General features: G+C 54.6%; 16 protein-coding genes. 5 read left to right on the forward strand and 11 right to left on the reverse strand.

What is annotated here, in order from left to right; genetic code table 11:
- Position 1: 1 nt before the first annotated feature.
- From GN242_RS03405 to GN242_RS03425, 5 genes are all read right to left on the reverse strand, one after another.
- On the reverse strand, positions 2–205 hold the full coding sequence (locus GN242_RS03405; RefSeq protein WP_133843580.1) for a YbdD/YjiX family protein: 204 nt from the start codon (positions 203–205) through the stop codon (positions 2–4).
- 42 nt (positions 206–247) lie between these two features.
- Positions 248–2,401 (reverse strand): carbon starvation CstA family protein, encoded by a 2,154-nt coding sequence (locus GN242_RS03410; RefSeq protein WP_154752950.1) that lies wholly within the window; start codon positions 2,399–2,401, stop codon positions 248–250.
- 350 nt (positions 2,402–2,751) lie between these two features.
- Positions 2,752–3,693: a sugar phosphate isomerase/epimerase family protein gene (locus GN242_RS03415; RefSeq protein ID WP_156286913.1), complete on the reverse strand. Its 942-nt coding sequence runs from the start codon at positions 3,691–3,693 to the stop codon at positions 2,752–2,754.
- 10 nt (positions 3,694–3,703) lie between these two features.
- On the reverse strand, positions 3,704–4,882 hold the full coding sequence (locus GN242_RS03420) for a Gfo/Idh/MocA family protein (RefSeq protein ID WP_154752948.1): 1,179 nt from the start codon (positions 4,880–4,882) through the stop codon (positions 3,704–3,706).
- A 232-nt stretch (positions 4,883–5,114) separates the two neighbouring features.
- Positions 5,115–6,038, reverse strand: coding sequence for a substrate-binding domain-containing protein (locus GN242_RS03425; RefSeq protein ID WP_154752947.1), 924 nt, complete (start codon positions 6,036–6,038; stop codon positions 5,115–5,117).
- A gap of 343 nt (positions 6,039–6,381) precedes the next feature.
- Between GN242_RS03425 and GN242_RS03430 the strand changes: the two genes are divergently transcribed.
- Entirely contained in the window at positions 6,382–7,392 is a 1,011-nt protein-coding gene (locus GN242_RS03430; protein WP_154752946.1) for a LacI family DNA-binding transcriptional regulator, read from the forward strand.
- Positions 7,393–7,485: 93 nt separating this feature from the next.
- Positions 7,486–8,082 (forward strand): DUF1349 domain-containing protein, encoded by a 597-nt coding sequence (locus tag GN242_RS03435; RefSeq protein ID WP_156286914.1) that lies wholly within the window; start codon positions 7,486–7,488, stop codon positions 8,080–8,082.
- Positions 8,083–8,220: 138 nt separating this feature from the next.
- Here the strand turns inward: GN242_RS03435 and flhA are convergent, their stop codons facing one another.
- From flhA to hypA, 6 genes are all read right to left on the reverse strand, one after another.
- Positions 8,221–10,314, reverse strand: a complete 2,094-nt coding sequence (gene flhA / locus GN242_RS03440; RefSeq protein WP_374189543.1) for a formate hydrogenlyase transcriptional activator FlhA — start codon at positions 10,312–10,314, stop codon at positions 8,221–8,223.
- A 116-nt stretch (positions 10,315–10,430) separates the two neighbouring features.
- Positions 10,431–11,453 carry a hydrogenase expression/formation protein HypE gene (gene hypE, locus GN242_RS03445; protein ID WP_154752943.1) on the reverse strand — a complete coding sequence of 341 codons (1,023 nt, stop codon included), beginning with the start codon at positions 11,451–11,453 and terminating at the stop codon, positions 10,431–10,433.
- Positions 11,446–12,618: a hydrogenase formation protein HypD gene (hypD, locus tag GN242_RS03450; RefSeq protein ID WP_156286915.1), complete on the reverse strand. Its 1,173-nt coding sequence runs from the start codon at positions 12,616–12,618 to the stop codon at positions 11,446–11,448. Before hypD ends, hypE begins: the two co-directional genes overlap by 8 nt.
- Positions 12,618–12,908, reverse strand: a complete 291-nt coding sequence (locus GN242_RS03455; protein ID WP_154752941.1) for a HypC/HybG/HupF family hydrogenase formation chaperone — start codon at positions 12,906–12,908, stop codon at positions 12,618–12,620. The genes hypD and GN242_RS03455 overlap by 1 nt, the downstream gene beginning before the upstream one ends.
- Positions 12,899–13,672 (reverse strand): hydrogenase nickel incorporation protein HypB, encoded by a 774-nt coding sequence (hypB, locus tag GN242_RS03460; RefSeq protein ID WP_156286916.1) that lies wholly within the window; start codon positions 13,670–13,672, stop codon positions 12,899–12,901. Before hypB ends, GN242_RS03455 begins: the two co-directional genes overlap by 10 nt.
- A 30-nt stretch (positions 13,673–13,702) precedes the next feature.
- Positions 13,703–14,047, reverse strand: a complete 345-nt coding sequence (gene hypA, locus GN242_RS03465) for a hydrogenase maturation nickel metallochaperone HypA (protein ID WP_154752939.1) — start codon at positions 14,045–14,047, stop codon at positions 13,703–13,705.
- 334 nt (positions 14,048–14,381) lie between these two features.
- Here hypA and GN242_RS03470 point away from each other — a divergent pair, with 334 nt between their 5' ends.
- The 3 genes from GN242_RS03470 (at position 14,382) to GN242_RS03480 (ending at position 17,527) form a co-directional block, all read left to right on the forward strand.
- The gene (locus GN242_RS03470) at positions 14,382–14,849 is read left to right on the forward strand and encodes a formate hydrogenlyase regulator HycA (protein WP_154752938.1); all 468 of its coding nucleotides are present in this window, start codon (positions 14,382–14,384) and stop codon (positions 14,847–14,849) included.
- Between the two features lie 165 nt (positions 14,850–15,014).
- A complete protein-coding gene (locus GN242_RS03475) occupies positions 15,015–15,626 on the forward strand; it encodes a 4Fe-4S dicluster domain-containing protein (protein WP_195918364.1) in 612 nt (203 codons plus the stop codon).
- Positions 15,623–17,527, forward strand: coding sequence for a proton-conducting transporter transmembrane domain-containing protein (locus GN242_RS03480; protein WP_156286917.1), 1,905 nt, complete (start codon positions 15,623–15,625; stop codon positions 17,525–17,527). The genes GN242_RS03475 and GN242_RS03480 overlap by 4 nt, the downstream gene beginning before the upstream one ends.
- The last annotated feature ends 3 nt before the right edge of the window (positions 17,528–17,530 follow it).

The raw sequence follows: 17,530 nt of genomic DNA on the forward strand, positions 1-17,530 counted from the left end.
ATCAGCAGCAGCGCATGCCGCCTTTCCCATCTCCGCCATAGCGCGCCTGCTGGCGCTCCCGGAAGAACTCTTTATAGGTCATTACCGGTTTATCCGGATGATTGGTCTGCATGTGTTCCACGTAGGTATCGTAATCAGGAATGCCGACCAGCATACGGGCGGCCTGGCCGAGATATTTTTTCGCAGCGCCCAGATTATCAAACATGCACTCTTCCTTTAGGGGCGAGGCATGCCTCGCCCGCTGTCATTAATGGCCGGATGAAACCTTGATGCCTTCTTTCGGGATGGCAACATACGGTGTTTCAGTATCCGTTGGCGTATCAGACTGGCGTGCCTTCAGCCAGGCTTTAATGCCGTAGAAGATAATACTGTACACCACCACAAGGAACAGAATACTCAGACCGGCATTCGTGTAGTTGTTGATCACAATATGATTCATATTGCTGATCTGCTGGGCGGTTAAATCGGCACCCCCGGCGGCAACTTTGGCTTTGTACTCGCTGGCCATATAGAAGAAGCCTTCCATCTGCGGATTGCTGCTGAACAGCTTCAGGCCCAGAGCCCAGGTCGTACAAATCAGCAGCCAGATGGCTGGCACCATTGTTACCCAGATGTACTGCGTACGCTTCATCTTAATCAGCACGACGCTCGCCAGTACCAGCGCCACTGCGGCCAGCATCTGGTTAGAGATACCGAACAGCGGCCACAGGCTTTTGACACCGCCCAGCGGATCGACCACACCCTGATACAGCAGGTAGCCCCACAGTCCGACACAGCCTGCGGTGCCAATAATACCCGCCAGCAGAGAATCGGTTTTCTTCAGGAACGGCACGAAGTTACCCAGCAGATCCTGCAACATAAAGCGGCCCGAACGGGTACCGGCGTCCAGCGCGGTGAGGATAAACAGTGCTTCAAACAGGATGCCAAAGTGATACCAGAAGCCCATATCGGCGAATGGAATAATCTTGTGGAACACGTGGGCAATCCCGACGGCCAGCGTTGGTGCGCCGCCCGCACGGTTCAGCACTGAGGGTTCACCAATATCTTTCGCCGTTTGCAGAATATCTTCAGGGGAAATAACAAAGCCCCAGGAGCTGACGGTAGCGGCCGCATGGGCTGTTACTTCCTGTAGCTGCGCCATAATCATCGGCGCGTTGGCTCCGCCCAGCTCATGCAGATTTGGCATCACAATGCCGAGGCCGGCCGGTGGGGTATTCATAGCGAAATAGAGGCCCGGTTCGATTATCGAGGCAGCAACCAGCGCCATCACCGCAACAAAGGACTCCATCAACATTGCGCCATAACCGATAAAGCGCGCATCGGTTTCACAGGCCAGCAGCTTCGGCGTGGTGCCGGAAGCGATCAGCGCATGGAAGCCAGAAACGGCACCGCAGGCGATAGTAATAAACAGGAACGGGAACAGCGCGCCCTTCCACAGCGGGCCGGTACCATCAATGTACTGGGTCAGCGCCGGCATTTTCAGTTCCGGGTTGAGGATAACAATCCCGATTGCCAGACCAACAATCACACCGATTTTCAGGAAGGTAGCCAGATAATCACGCGGGGCCAGAATCAGCCAGACCGGCAGCAGCGCGGAAATAAAGGCATAGCCAATCAGGGTAAAGGTAATCGTGGTGTCTTTGAAGGTCAGCGCCGGGCCCCAGTAAGGATCGTGGGCAATCACGCCGCCAAAATAGATCGAAGCAATCAGCAGAACCACACCAATCACCGAAATCTCACCCACCCGCCCGGGCCGGATATAGCGCATATAGATGCCCATAAACAGCGCAATCGGCACCGTTGAGCAGACGGTAAAGACTCCCCACGGGCTTTCTGCCAGGGCTTTCACCACGATCAGCGCCAGTACCGCCAGGATGATAATCATGATCAGGAAACAGCCAAACAGAGCAATGGTGCCAGGAACCGGGCCCATCTCATTCTTGATCATCTCACCCAGTGAGGCACCGTTACGGCGCTGGGAGATAAACAGCACCATAAAGTCCTGTACCGCTCCCGCCAGTACAACCCCTGCCAGCAGCCACAGCACGCCGGGCAGATAGCCCATCTGTGCAGCCAGCACCGGGCCGACTAGCGGGCCAGCTCCGGCAATTGCTGCAAAGTGGTGACCGAACAGGACGTTACGATTGGTCGGCACATAGTTCAGGCCATCATTATTGATCACCGCCGGAGTGGCGCGTGTCGGATCCAGTCTCATCACTTTCTGGGCAATGTAGAGGCTGTAATAGCGATATGCCACCAGATAGACCGACACGGATGCGACGACGATCCACAGTGCGCTGATATGTTCACCGCGTCGCAGTGCGACCACGGCCAGGCAACACGCTCCGATGATTCCGAGAATCATCCAGGGTATGTGCTTGAATATTTTATTTTTATTCATAGGGAACCTGGTTTTTTATCAAGAGGAATTGTCTTTAATTGAAAAGATTTGTATACCGCGGCTATGGTGGCGAATTTCAATAGCCACGGGGGGGATAATTCGTTGAGTGGCCGTATGGGGGGTTAAGCGGTAGCTTACCGACGTAAGCGGTTTTGGCGGTTAATATCAGGGGCAAAATATGTGACTGAGGTCTCACTGAAACGGTGTTCTCTTCGGCGGGCTGCGCACTCCAATAGTGTTCCGGCGCGATAAATCACGTATCGACGAGGGCGACAGAGTCATTCTTTTACTGCTGTGGAGTAACACGAAAAGTGGCTGCACACGGAGCAGCCACTAAAGTAGCGATGGAATTACTGGCTAATAGTCTGTTGCAGAGCAGCAACCGAAGAGGTAACGCCAGCCTCAACGGACATGGTGAGATCTTCCATCTCCAGCGATACCCAGTCGTTGTAGCCCATCATGCGCACCACCGAGAAGAACTCTTTCCACCATTGCAGATCCTGACCGCAGCCCACCGCTACATAGTTCCACGCACGGTTGGCTACATCTTCTACCGGCTTGGTCTCCAGCAGACCATTAATGCCCACCAGTCCGCGTTCCAGCCGCACATCTTTACCGTGCACGTGGTGAATCGCCGGGCCAAGTGCGCGGGCAGCGGCAATCGGATCGGCACCCATCCACAGCAGGTGGCTGGGGTCGAGATTCAGGCCGACGGTAGGCCCGACGGCATCGCGCAGGCGGAACAGCGTCTCCGGGTTCCAGACCAGCATTGAACTAAAGTTCTCCAGCGCAAATTTCTCCACGCCGCACTCTTTGGCACGGGCGACCAGGCCCTGCCAGTAAGGGATCGCCACTTCATTCCACTGATAATCCAGGCACTCCTTAAGCGTTGGCGGCCAGCTAACGGTATAGGTAATCCAGTTCGGAATGGTGTCGTGAGGGCTGGCAGGAGGCAGGCCGCTCATCATCACGATTTTCTTCACGCCCAGCAAACCGGCCAGCTGTAGCGCTTTATCGGTATCGCTTTTATGCCGCTGACCAAGTTCACCCGGATCGAGTGGATTACCGGAGACATTCAGCGCGGCAATCTGCATTCCACGGCTTTCCAGCGCCTGCATTACCTGCTGGCGTTTAGCCGGACTGGCCAGCAGTTCATCGGTGCGCAGATGGGGAGCGCCCGACCAGCCGCCGGTAGTCATTTCCACGCCTTTAACGCCCAGCTCCAGCAGCTTATCCAGCATCTGTTCAAAGGGCAGGTGGCCCAGGCTATCGGTACAGAACGATAATTTCATCTTGCTAACCTTACTCGTAATTAACCCAGGTGGAGCCGTTGTCGGCAGAACGTACACAGTTTTCAATCCAGCGAACGCCTTCAAGACCGGCGTTAATATCGGGATAGATCAGGTTATCCAGCGTCTGCTGGTCACCGCGCTGCTGTGCGCTGATAGCAATGGCGAATTTCAGATAGATATTGGCCCAGGACTCCGCCAGTCCTTCGGTGTGCAGTGCCCCAAGACGCTCACAGGCCAGGGCGCTTTCATCAAGGTAGGGCATACCGTGGTGCATCATCTGCGTTGGTTTACCCTGGATTTCGTACTTCAGCTCACCGGGGTTGTAGTCACTCCATTCCAGGCTGGCCTGCGAACCAATCACGCGAATAAACTGGCTGTCCATAGAACCGGCATTAATCGATGACGCCCACATACGGCCAACCGCGCCACCTTCGTAATGCATCAGCACCATGGCGTTATCTTCCAGCGGCGCGCGTGACGGGATAAAGCTCTGGCGATCGCACAGCAGCGATTTGATATGCAGATCCGGCAGCACCAGCTGAGAGATATAGAAGGTATGGGTGGAAATATCGCCAAGGACAAAGGTCGGCCCGGCGATTTTTGGATCGACACGCCACTTCTGCGACTCGCTAAATTTGTCGGCGCTGTCATTGGCGCTGAAGCCGTGGGTGTACTGCAACTCCACCATCCGTACTTCGCCGATTTCACCGTTAGCGATCATCGCCCGCATCTGCATCAGCAGCGGGTGGCCGGAGAAGCCATAAGTGACGCCGACAATCAGACCTTTGGCCGCGGCCAGCGCTTTGATTTCACGCGCTTCAGCGCTGGTGAAGAACAGCGGTTTTTCGCAGATAACGTGAATACCTGCATTCAGCGCCGCTTTGGTGATTTCATAGTGGGTGCCGTTTGGCGTGGCGATGGTGACCACCTCGATACCGTCAGCGCGCTTCGCCTCTTCGGACAGCAGCTGGTGATAATCGTCGTAACAGCGATCCGCTGCAACGCCAAGATTAATACCGAAATCACGGCCTCGTGCGGCGTCAATATCAAACGCGCAGGCGACCAGCTGATAGGCAGTATTGTCGCGCAGTGCACCGCTACGGTGCTTGTAGCCCACCTGGCTCAGGCGGCCACCGCCAATCATTGCCCAGCGTAAAGGGCGGGGGATCTTACGTTCACCATTTAACATTTTCGACTCCTGAATTATGTTTTGCACCCGGGTGCAAAACGGGGCGTAACTGCTTCCGTTTCCAAACGAGCCAGGGGGGATGCGGTGCTCGTCATAGGCTGCACTCTTCAAGATGACGAATATTAAGTCAATCCAGATAGTGCAAAATTCACCAGTTTGATCACAAAATTTCAACCTAATGCACCCGGGTGCACAATTTTTTAACCCGGTGAAATCAGCGCGGCTTTACCTGTTACTGTCTGTTTTTTTCAGTAAAGCTCAGGTAATTTTCTTTGGTGATAACTTCGTAAGGAATCCAGTTGTACGTTTCTGTTTTTTTATTATCTACCAGAGACTTAACTACATTGACTGCGCCGATAGCCTGGCCTTTAGCATCCTGAAAAACGGTGACCGCCATCTCGCCATTTTTAATAAACTGCAGGCCATCCGGCGTACCATCGATCCCGGCCACTACGATGTTGGTTTTTTTGGCCTGATTGATCGCCATAATCGCGCCGATCGCCATCTCATCGTTGTTAGCCGCAATACCGTCAATCGGACTGCCGTTCAGTAACCAGCTTGAGGTGACATCTACCGCTTCATTACGCTGCCATTTCGCACTCTGCCTTTCGATTATTTTCATCTCTTTATGCTGCGCGATAACCGCTTCCACGGCTTTGGTACGCTCGCGAGCCTCTTCGTTGGAGAGGGCACCCATCAGAATGGCGATATTGCCCTTGTAGTTCATTTTCTTCGCCATTGCTTCCATTTGCAGCCTGCCGCTGAGTGCCGAGTCTGAACCAACATAGGCCTGCCCGGCTCCGAGTTTCACTTCCGGTTTACGATTCACAAATACCAGTGGGATATGGGCACGCCTGGCCGCTTCCATCATCGGCAGTACGCCCTGCGTATCAACCGGATTGAGGATAATGGCGTCCACCCCTTGATTAATAAAATCGTCGACCTGTTGGATCTGTAATGCGACGTCGCCCTTGGCATCGGAGAACTGGCTGTCCATATTGAGATTTTTTAGCTCACCAATCATCTGGGTACGCAGGATAGAGACAAAATTTAAGTCAAAGTTAGCCAGCGCGACCCCGACCTTAACGTTTTTTGCCTGAGTGCCGAATGCCGCCAAAACGCTGAATATCACGATTAACACTCTGAGTATTTTCATTTTTTTATTCCGTAGGTTGAGGATCTTTCATAATTGAAATAGAGTAAATGCACCCGGGTGCAAAAAGAGAGAGTTTACTGCCACCAGATGAGTGTGGCGTTCAGGTGCATGGATGGAATGTCATTCACGCTTAAAAAATAGTCAATCTCCGTGAGATCAAATGACAGGTTCCCGTCACAAAAAATCAACATTTAGCACCCGGGTGCAGGGAGGAGCATCACAGGCCTGTTTGTTGGAAATTCTCAGGGCTGTGATGTCAGAACACAGATCTTACCGCTGACAGTTTATTTTCACCGGCGTTTAGCGTTCAATGCAGGGTGATGGATCTTAAGATGCAGGTGCTATGACTAAAAATCTGAAAATACACCATAAAACCACCGCCAGCGATGTGGCGAAGCGGGCGGGAGTTTCTAAATGGACGGTGTCTCGGGCCTTTATCCCTGGGGCTTCAGTTTCCGACCGCGCACGTGAAAAGGTGCTGGCAGCGGCCGGCGAACTGGGCTATCGGCCTAACCTGCTGGCGCGCAGTCTGTCGAAGAAAAAAACACAAATTATTGGCGTGGTGCTGGATGAGCTAAAAAATCCGCATTCGATGATGCTGCTGGATGAGGTTACCCGACAGATTCAGGCACGCAGCAATATGGCTCTGGTGCTGAATATTACTCCCGGAGAAAACTATCACGCGGTGCTGTCGATGGCCGATCAGCTCCAGGTGGACGGTATTCTGTTTCTTGCCACCATCCTGACGGAGGAGCTGATAGCCATTGCCCGTGATATGCACCATATCCCGCTGGTGCAGGTGGGGCGCAATAACGACACCGATGAGATCGATGTGGTCAATAACGACGGTTTCCACGCCGGAGGGGAGATAGCGCAGCTACTGCTGGCGCAGGGTTACCAGCGTTTTGGCTATATGAAGGGGCCGGATACCAGCAGCGGCCACTTGCAGCGTATGGATGGCTATCAGGCGCGATTACAGCAGGCCGGAAGCCGCATTGATGTGGTGCTGAATGCCGGGCATTACGACCATAAGAACGGTTACCGCGCAATGGCAGAGTATCTGCAATCGGGTGCCGGTTTGGTCGATGCGATTTTTTGCGAAAATGATGTTCTGGCGCTGGGTGCAATTCAGGCATTAAGGCAGCATGGCAGGCAGGGGCAGGTGGGTATTGTCGGCTTTGATAATATCGATGAAGCCGCCACCGACGGCTGGCAGCTCACCACCTGGAATCAGGGTATTGAGCGGCTGATTAATGAGGCGCTTAACCGCCTGATTGATAATATCAGTGCGCCGGAAGGGGACTGGCGGGAGGGTGAGATTTGCATCCGCCAGTCACACCTGAAAAGTAAGTAGTGCCGGATCATAATCATCTGAGGTCAGTCTCACCCACGTATCTGTTTAGCTCGTGTCACTGAGACTTTTAAACGCGAAACACGGAGAAATTTTATGGTGGCGATAGCTTCTCTTGGCGCAGGCGGCGGAGTGTGGATCAACCAGCCCGAGGTATATTCCTTAGACGGGGGCAAACTTCGGTTTATAACCGAGCATAACACCGATTTCTGGGCGGAGACTTACTACGGATTTCAGCGACATACCGGCCATGCATATGGCTTTTACGTTGAGGGGGATTTCACCCTTCAGGTAAAAGTGATGGCTGACTTTTCTCATCTGTATGACCAGGCAGGAATATTTATACTGGATGATGAGCGTCACTGGTTGAAAGCAGGAATAGAGTTCAATGACGACGTGCCCTCTATCGGCTGCGTGGCGACGCGCGTTACATCTGACTGGTCAACAGGGCTTTTCCCGGGGGATCCGGCCATGTTCTGGATGCGCGCCACGCTGGAACATAAGGCATTAAGAATTCAGTACTCCACAGATGGCCTGACCTGGCCGCTGCTGAGATTATTACCATGGCCTGAGGATAAGCGGCGTTTCGTGGGCGTAATGGGATGCACGCCAGAGAGACAGGGGCTTGAGGCAACTTTTGAAGATTTTATGATCGCTTATCCGCAAGGAAAATCCCTGCATGATCTGACATAAATAAGCGAAGTAACATCGGGCGGGTGTGATCGATTTGCCCCGCGTACGGCGGCGATTAATCTGCTGCCCGCCAGCGGGCAGCATCAGCACATCGGCCATATTTCATTATCCGATGCGTTGAAAAGCAGTCTGACTGGATTAATGAGCGGCGATACCCAGTTTTTTCATTCTTGATAACAGCGTCGTGCGTTTTAACCCTAGCCGTTGTGCCGCGCCGCGCGGGCCAGCGACCACGCCGTTGGTTTCTCTCAGCACCTGAAGAATTCGCTCCCGTTCGTCTTCTTCACTCAGGTGCGGAGCGGGGGCAGGATCAGATACGGGCATCGCTCTCTCCGGCGGAGATACCGGCAGCGGCAGCGGGTAATTCAGTTCAGGAAGCTGTAAATCCAGCACCGTTCCGCGGGTCAGCAGCACTGCGCGTTCAATCACATTTTCCAGCTCGCGCACATTACCCGGCCAGGGCATGCGGCTTAATAAACGCAATGTCTCGGCAGGAATACTGTCGATGGTGCGTTTCATCCGTTTGGCAATTTTATAGGTCAGGAACTTCACCAGCTGCGGGATATCTTCCGGGCGTTCGCGCAGCGGCGGGATCACAATCGGGAAGACATTCAGCCGGTAATAGAGATCGCTGCGGAACTCTTTATCCGCCACCATCTGACGTAAATCACGGTTAGTTGCTGCGATCATGCGCACATCCACCGAAATCAGCTTATTACCGCCAACGCGCTCGAACTCCTGCTCCTGCAAAATGCGCAGCAGCTTCGGTTGCAGTTCAACCGGAATTTCACCCACTTCATCGAGAAATAACGTGCCCCTGTCCGCCAGCTCAAAGCGCCCCATCCGTTGAGCGGTGGCACCGGTAAACGAGCCTTTCTCATGACCAAACAGATCGCTTTCCATTAGCCCGGCAGGCATAGCCGCACAGTTCATTTTCACCATTCGCTGGTCACGGCGATCGCCGAGATTATGGATGGCACGGGCAATCAGCTCTTTACCGGTACCGGTTTCGCCGAGGATCAGCACCGAACAGTCGCTTTTCGCGACGATCTCTACCTGTTTCAGCACCGCTGACATGCTGGAGCTGCGTCCGACAATGTCGCTGAAATCAGGGTTATTGCTGTTGATCTGCTCGGTAAGATAGAGATTTTCATGCTGCAATTTTTCTTTCAGGCTTTTGATTTCCTGATAGGCCAGCGCATTATCCACGGCAATCGCAATGCGTTCGGCAATCTGCTGCAACACCCGCAAGTTAGCGGAGTTGAAGTTATCCGGCTGGCACTGTGCCAGCTTCAGAACGCCCAGCGTTTTATGACCAAAGCGCAACGGCAGAATGCACAGGGTTTTGGTCTGCCCCCGCCACAGCAGCTGGAACAGCGTGCTCTCATCGTCATCCGGCTCCCCGGTATGCTGCACGCTGGTCAGCAGCATTTCACCGTTTTTCATCACCTGCTGTTCCAGAGAACCATCAAGAGTCATACGTGACTGTTCACGCTCCGCGACATGCGTCTGCACATAATGTGTCGCGTAAACACTGGCCTGCTCGCTCTCTTTATCGGCATCACACAGCACAATGCTGATGGCGTTGATGTGAAAGAAATGGTGAATCGTTTTGGCGATTTCGCCGGTCAGCTCGTCGAGATCGAGTTTGGACAGCACGGCGTTAGTGATATCCACCAGAATGCGGAAATCATCGCGCTCGTGACGCAGCAGGGATTGCTGAAGCAGGGCGTTCTGGCGCAGCTGGATTTGTTCAACCGCAATGGCAGCCAGCGTGCAAAGCTCATACAGACCGTTTTTATCTTCCTCACTGAACGGGGTTCCATGCTGACGGGTGAACTCGCAGCCGCCCAGCAGGCCGGAAGAGGCCAGCAGCGGCACCAGACAGTAATCGCTAAACGGCGGATAGAGGTTCAGTACCGCCAGCTGCGGGTAGCGAAGATGCAAAGCATCGCCGCGCCAGACCTGCGTTTTCGGATTGTTCAGCAGCGTATGCACCGGGCCAGTCGCCAGCATCGTTTCATCTTCGTAGCTGACCGGCTGATGATGCGAATCGATGCCATAAAAACTGACGCGTTCACTGTTATTGTCGAATAACACCAGCGTCACGGCTTCTGCAATACCCGCTGTCTGAATCACCTTAGTCAGGGTTTCCAGCAGCGATGTCATGGTTTGTTGCAGCAGCAATGTGCGCGTCAGTTCCAGTAATCCTTTGTGTTTTGTGGTGCTCATTGTTGCACTCTGCATAGCGTGGGCTCTGGATAACATAGTTTTAGAAACAGGCTTTCGGAGAATCGGAGAGCAGGGAAAAGTCTACCCCTTTCGGCGTAGCCCGCCCCCTGATGAGATCAACAAATGCGAGGTAATGGCTCGGTATGAGGCAACATTAACTGGCGGGAAACGCCCAGCGCACCGCGCAGACACACCTGCGGATTTAACGTCACCTCGCCGATGGTGACAGCATCGGCTCCCAGCGGGCTGTTGCGTAACAGGCTCAGTACTTTTTCTTCGGCCTGCGCAGACACCACCGCCACTATCTTGCCTTCATTGGCAAAATTAATCGGTTCCAGCCCCAGTAATTCGCAGATCCCACGCACTGCCGGTTTAACCGGTAGTGTCGTTTCGTCGATGCTGATGCCAAAACCACTGGCGGCGCTGAATTCATGTAAAATCGCATTCACCCCGCCGCGCGTGGCATCACGTAAAGCATGGACTCCGGCCAGCGATCGCAGCGGTGCGATCATCGGGGCCAGCACCGCGCAGTCACTCTCCACTCCCAGTTCCATCCCCAGATTTTCACGCAGATTGAGGATCGCCGCACCGTGATCGCCGAGCGTGCCGCTGACGATCACTTTATCGCCCACTTTTATCGTACCGGCAGCCCAGTTCACGGCTGTGGGGATCACGCCGATCCCGGCTGTATTAATAAAGATTTTGTCGGCGGCACCGCGCTGTACCACTTTGGTGTCGCCGGTCACAATAGCAATACCCGCATCCTTTGCGGTCTGAGCCATGGCGCTGACTATTTTTTGTAAGTCATCCAGCGCTAACCCCTCTTCCAGAATAAAACCGCAGGAAAGATAAGCCGGTGTCGCACCGCTGACCGCCAGATCGTTTGCCGTACCGCACACCGCAAGCTTGCCAATATTGCCACCGGGGAAAAATATGGGATCGATAACGTAACTGTCTGTGGTAAACGCCAGCCGATCGCCACGGGCACTCAGACCGGCGAGTGATAAGCGTGCGCCGTCCTCCCGTTCGTTAAGCCAGGGGTTATCAAACGCGCGGAGGAACATCTGTTCAATCATCTGCTGCATAGCGCGTCCGCCGCTGCCATGCGCCATGGTGACAACTTGCTGGCGATCACTCATCCTGACTTACCTTCTGCTGTACATTCTGTCGCTGCGGATTATCCGCCACTGCCGTTTCCTGATGCCGGTACTGATACCACGCCGCGCACGCGCCTTCTGAAGAGACCATCAGCGCACCAAACGCATTATGTGGCGTACAGCCGCTGCCAAACAGCGGGCACTCATGCGGCTTGCAGCGTCCGGTCAGTACTTCACCACAGCGCGAGCGGGGATCGTCTGCAACCGGCTGTGTCTGCGGGTTAAAGCGCTGCTCTGCATCAAACGAAGCATACGCGGGGGTCAGGGAGATCCCTGAGGCTTCAATCACGCCCAGACCGCGCCACTCGCTGCTGCCGGCCAGCGCAAACACTTCGCGCATCGCTTTCTGTGCCAGCAGGTTACCCTCTTCCGGCACCACGCGGCGGTACTGGTTTTCCGTTTTACACGATGCCTCACAAACCTGTTCCACCAGCATCAGTACGCTTTGCAGCATATCAAGTGGCTCAAAGCCGCTGATCACCAGCGGTTTGCCGAACTCTTTATTGATGAAATGATAAGGTGCGGTGCCGGTCACCATGCTGACGTGACCCGGTGCCAGAAAAGCATCAATCCGCACATCCTCCTGCGACAGCAGGCTGCGTAAGGTGGGCATCAGGCTGATGTGCTGACAGAAAATGCTGAAATTGGTCAGGCGTTCATGCCGCGCCTGTTGCAGCGTAACGGCGGTGACCGGCAGCGTGGTTTCAAAACCGAGGGCGAAAAATACCACCTGACTCGCCGGGTTTTCACGCGCCAGTTTCAGCACGTCCAGCGGGGAATAAACCACGCGAACATCGGCACCCTGTTCGCGCGCCTGCAACAGTGAGCCATGCTTACCGGGCACGCGCAATGCGTCGCCGAAGGTGCAGAAAATCACGCCAGGATGTGCGGCAATTTCGCAACAGGCATCGATACGCCCCATCGGTAGCACACACACCGGGCAGCCCGGGCCGTGGATAAATTCCAGCTGCGGTGGCAGCAGTTTATCCAGCCCGAATTTGAAAATTGCATGAGTATGTCCGCCGCACACCTCCATAATCTGCATCGGTTTTTCGGCGGTAAAGGGCAGCAACGCCGCCCGCTGATGCAGCCGTTCAATCAGCGTTTTTGCCAGTTTCGGATCGCGGAATTCATCAACAAAACGCATTATCGTGCCTCTCCCGCAGCGAGAAACAGCGCGACATCTGCTTCCACTTCTTCCATCGCATGCAGCGCGGCCAGCGTATCCAGCGCTTCCTGTTCATCGAGTTTACTCAGGGCGAATCCAACGTGGATTAACACCCAGCTGCCGATCAGCGCCTCGCGCTCGCCGTCATGGGTACATTCGCATACCAGCCTGATATTCACTTCGCGGCGCAGACCGCAGACTTCCGCCCAGGCATGATCGGGCTGCTGTTCATGCAGCGCGACAATTTGTCCCGGAATGCCTATGCACATCGCTGCTGCTCCAGCCAGGCCAGCCACAGATCCATACCTTCGCCGCTGGTGGCTGAAAGCCGGATCACTTCAATCTGCGGATTCACCTGTCGCGCATTGGCAATGCAGGTCTCGACATCAAAACTGACATACGGCAGCAGATCTATTTTATTGAGGATCATCAGACGGGAAGCGGCGAACATATGCGGATATTTAAGCGGCTTGTCCTCGCCTTCTGTGACGGAAAGTACCGCCACTTTATGCCGTTCACCGAGGTCAAAACTGGCCGGGCATACCAGATTGCCGACATTTTCGATAAACAGCAGGCTGTTATTATTTGGCGACAGCTGATGCAGCGCATCGTGAACCATCTGCGCATCCAGATGACAGCCTTTACCGGTATTCACCTGGATCGCCGGTACGCCAGTGGCGCGGATGCGATCGGCGTCGTTAGTGGTTTGCTGATCGCCTTCAATTACCGAGCAGTCAAAATAGGGTGCCAGCCGGGTCAGCGTGCTGGTCAGCAGCGTGGTTTTACCGGAGCCGGGGCTGGAGACCAGATTCAGCGCCAGGATACCCGCTGCTGCAAAATGCTCGCGGTTGTGGGCGGCAATATGGTTATTCTTTGTTAATACGTCCAGTTCAATATCCACCAGACGACGCGGCGCAAACGGCAAACGCGGGCTGTGATCGTGTGAATGGTCGTGGGAATGAGGATGGGCGTGTTCAACGCTGACGCCTTCGATACGAAGTTCGCCGCTGGCACAACCGCAGGTACTGCACATAGCTTTCTCCCCGGGCTAATCGCTCGCCCGTTATTCGATTTCAATTCGTTTAATTTTCATGCCGTCATCGGCCACCACCCGCACGTCACGCCCGCCACAAAGTGGACACAGCAGCACGCCGGGGCTGATTAAAGCGATCTGCTGCCGACACCTGTAGCACCAGCTTGCGGCTGCCAGTGAGGTGAGATGTAATTCGCAGCCTTCGGCAAGGGTTTCGCGGCACGCCAGCTCAAAGCAAAATTGCACCGCTTCCGGTTCGACGCAGGAAAAAGCGCCAATTTCCATCCACACCGCAGTAATTCTGCGGGCATTATTTTGTCGTGCAAACTGCTGCATTATTTCCACTGCGTTCTGGCACAACGTAATCTCATGCATTATTTCCCCTCCGTCAGAACGAGGGTTGCAATATTGGTGCCATGATTTTCGGTAAGGAGAGCGGAGAAAAGGAGAGGGTGACGGAATAACCCTGCCGCTGCCCGTCATATATGTCGAAATATCCTGTTATCGACATGCCGTCACTTTCTCAGACGGTGAATGAAACCGGCAGTAAATATTTTAAATCTATAATAATAAAGCGGTTATTAAATAAAACCCGAAACTGGCACGCTTTATGCCATTAGTGGAGTATGCGCCCTGTTTTCATCGTCACTTTCAGCATAAAGACGGATGGGAAAGGCACCTACGCACACCATAATAGCGGGTAATAACCATGAGCACTCTCAGCGAACTGACCAGTAAAGCAGATTATATAGCCAGCAAAAACAGCCATCTTAAATCACAATGGCGCACCTATCAAAACAGCCTCACCCAGGCGATAACACATTCAAATAAAAAGATAAATCATGAGTTCAGCTGCGGTGGTGATCAGGATCTCCGCTTCACGCTGTTTAACCATTACTCCGTCAGCATTCATCTCAGCGATGACTTCTACAGTCAGGACATCGTTTACAGCCTGAACATGGCATACAGCGGTGAAGAGCCAGATTTCAGGCCATTTGCACACGCCACGCTGAGTGAAGAAGGCTGGGTTGATCACACCGTGGATATTAAAGATAAGCACGCCGTACTGGAACATTACCTCAGTAAGATATCGACTATTTACCAATGTATTTTTGATGCATTAAAAGCTAATCAGCCGATTCACTCGCAGCTCGATAAATTACTTGGTCGTGCCTGAGTTACATTTGGAAATACATTATTGCTCCGGCATAACGGGAATGGTTTTCATTGCCGGTCTTTTACCAGGATCAATTCCGACATAAATGTCGAAATGTCAATTTAAGTGCCGATTTCGTCACCTTTGACGAAATAGCTAGGAGACTTCATGAGCTTTAAAAATGCCATGAATCAATATGTGATAGCCGATCCGAAACTTTGTATTGGCTGCAATACCTGTATGGCCAGCTGTTCGCAGGAACATCAGCTTCACGGTTTACAATCTGCCCCCCGTTTGCAGGTGATGCGAAACCGTCTGGATTCCGCGCCGGTAATGTGCCACCAGTGTGAAGATGCTCCCTGTGCGCAGGTGTGCCCTGTAAATGCTATCACCCGCGAAAACAACGCGATTCATCTTAATGAAAGCCTCTGCGTCAGCTGCAAACTTTGCGGGCTGGCCTGTCCGTTCGGTGCCATTACCTTTTCCGGCAGCACTCCGCTGGATATTCCGCGCGACTGTAACACCGCCAAAGCGCTGCCAGCGCCGCGACCGCCGCGTGCAATCAGCCCTTTTCTTGACTGTGTGCCGGGGGTTCGCGCCGTGGCGGTGAAATGCGATTTATGCAGCTTCAGCCCTGACGGCCCGGCATGTATCAAAACCTGCCCTACGCAGGCCATCACGCTGGTGACAGCCAGTGTCTCGGAAAATGCCAGCCAGCAAAAACGCCTGAATGCGATGAACGTATTCCCGGCCGGGCTGACTTCCTTTAGTGCCCCTGATACGGAGGCCAAACAATGACGGCACTATTCGCTTTCGATCCGGCTTCGCTGATGACGCTGGCGCTGCTGGTCTGGATTTTCAGCGGCATTGCCTGCGGATTACTGGCAGGCGCTGCCAGGTTAAGCAGTCTGATATCAGGCGCTGGCAGCATGCTGGCCTGTGCGGCAGTGATGATTGCTGCGGTTCAGATGTTAAACGGCAGCGCACCGGCGATACTTACACTACCGGCTCTGCCTTATCACGCCAGCTTCAGTCCGGTAAACGCACTGCTGCTGCTGGCGATGTCGGTAACCGCCTTCTTCAGCAGCCTCTATGCCTGCGCCTGGCTGGCGAATGCCCGTCCGCACCAGCGCGCCCGCACCGGCTTGTCAGGTAATCTGCTGCTGGCAGCGCTGACCGCCGCTGCGATATCCGCCAATGCGGTTGAACTGATCCTGATGATGGAAATCGCCGCGCTGTGTGCCTATTTCCTGATCGTACAGGCCGATGATGTAAAAAGCCGCCGTGCCGGTCAGAATCAGTTTTTATCCGGTCGCATCGGGACGCTGTGCCTGATTCTGGCGTTCGCGCTGCTGCATCACGCCAGCGGCAGTCTGGATTTTGAGGTGCTTCGCCACACCACCTTTACGCCGGGCACTAAATCGCTGGCCTTCCTGCTGGCGCTGGCCGGATTCGGACTGTATGCCGGAATTATCCCGCTGCACGCCTGGGTGCCGCAGTCGCACTCCAGCGCGCCCGCTCATATCGCCGCTCTGTTCTCTTCTGCGCTGATGAAAATCGGCATTATTGGCATCGTAAAAATCGGTCTGGATCTGCTCGGAGCGCCGCCGCTCTGGTGGGGCCTGCTGGTATTGCTTCTGGCGATGCTGACCGCCTTTATCGGCGGCCTTTACGCGCTGATGGAGCATGATATCCGCCGTCTGCTGGCCTATCACTCGCTGGAAAATGTCGGAATTATTCTGCTCGGCATCGGCGGCGCAATGGTGGGCGTGGCGCTGCATCAACCGCTGCTGGCCTCGCTCGCCCTGCTGGCAGGGCTGTTCCACCTGTTCAATCACGGGCTGTTTAAAACCGCGCTGTTCCTTGGTGCGGGTGAAATTGAAATGCAGACCGGCATTAAGGATATGGAAAAGCTCGGCGGGATCGCCCGTGTGATGCCGTGGACCGCCGTCGCGATGCTGATTGCCCTGATGTCGATGGCTGCGCTGCCGCCGCTCAACGGCTTTGCCAGCGAGTGGCTGCTGTATCAGTCGCTGTTTCAACTCAGCGCCAGTCAGGTGTTTATCGCACGTCTGCTCGGGCCATTGCTGGCCGTCGGCCTGGCGCTGACCGGGGCGCTGGCGCTGATGTGCATTGCTAAAGTCTTTGGCGTCACTTTCTCAGGTGCGCCGCGCAGTCAGGCAGCGGCAGAGGCTACGCCTGCGCCGCGTGCGATGACGATAAGTAGCGTCCTGCTGGCGCTGCTGTGTGTGATTTCTGGTGTCGCCTCGCCGTGGATTATTCCTTATTTCGCCGCCGTGGCCGCTTCGGTGCTGAACCAGCCTGTTTTACAGGCCGCCGGGCATGGCGCGGCCTTTTCCACCACCTCCGCTGTATCTGTGCCGATGATTGCGATCCTGCTGCTGGGTATGCCTCTGCTGCCATGGATTATCGCCATGGTATTGCGCGGTTCCCGTCTGCCAGACCGTTCACGCGGCGATGCCTGGGCCTGTGGCTACGGCCATTCCGCAGAGATGGTGGTAACGGCGACCGGTTTTGCACAGCCGCTGCGCGTGATGTTTGCCCCGCTTTATCGTCTGCGTCAGCAGATGACACCTGCTCCGCTGGTGGCTGCGCTGCACCGCAGCGGGCTGGGGACTTTCTGCCGTCGTCTGGCGCTGATCGAACTGGCCGTGTTGCTGGTCGTGGCTTTTGCCTGAGGA

This window comes from Erwinia sorbitola, assembly GCF_009738185.1.
Lineage (GTDB): Bacteria > Pseudomonadota > Gammaproteobacteria > Enterobacterales > Enterobacteriaceae > Erwinia > Erwinia sorbitola.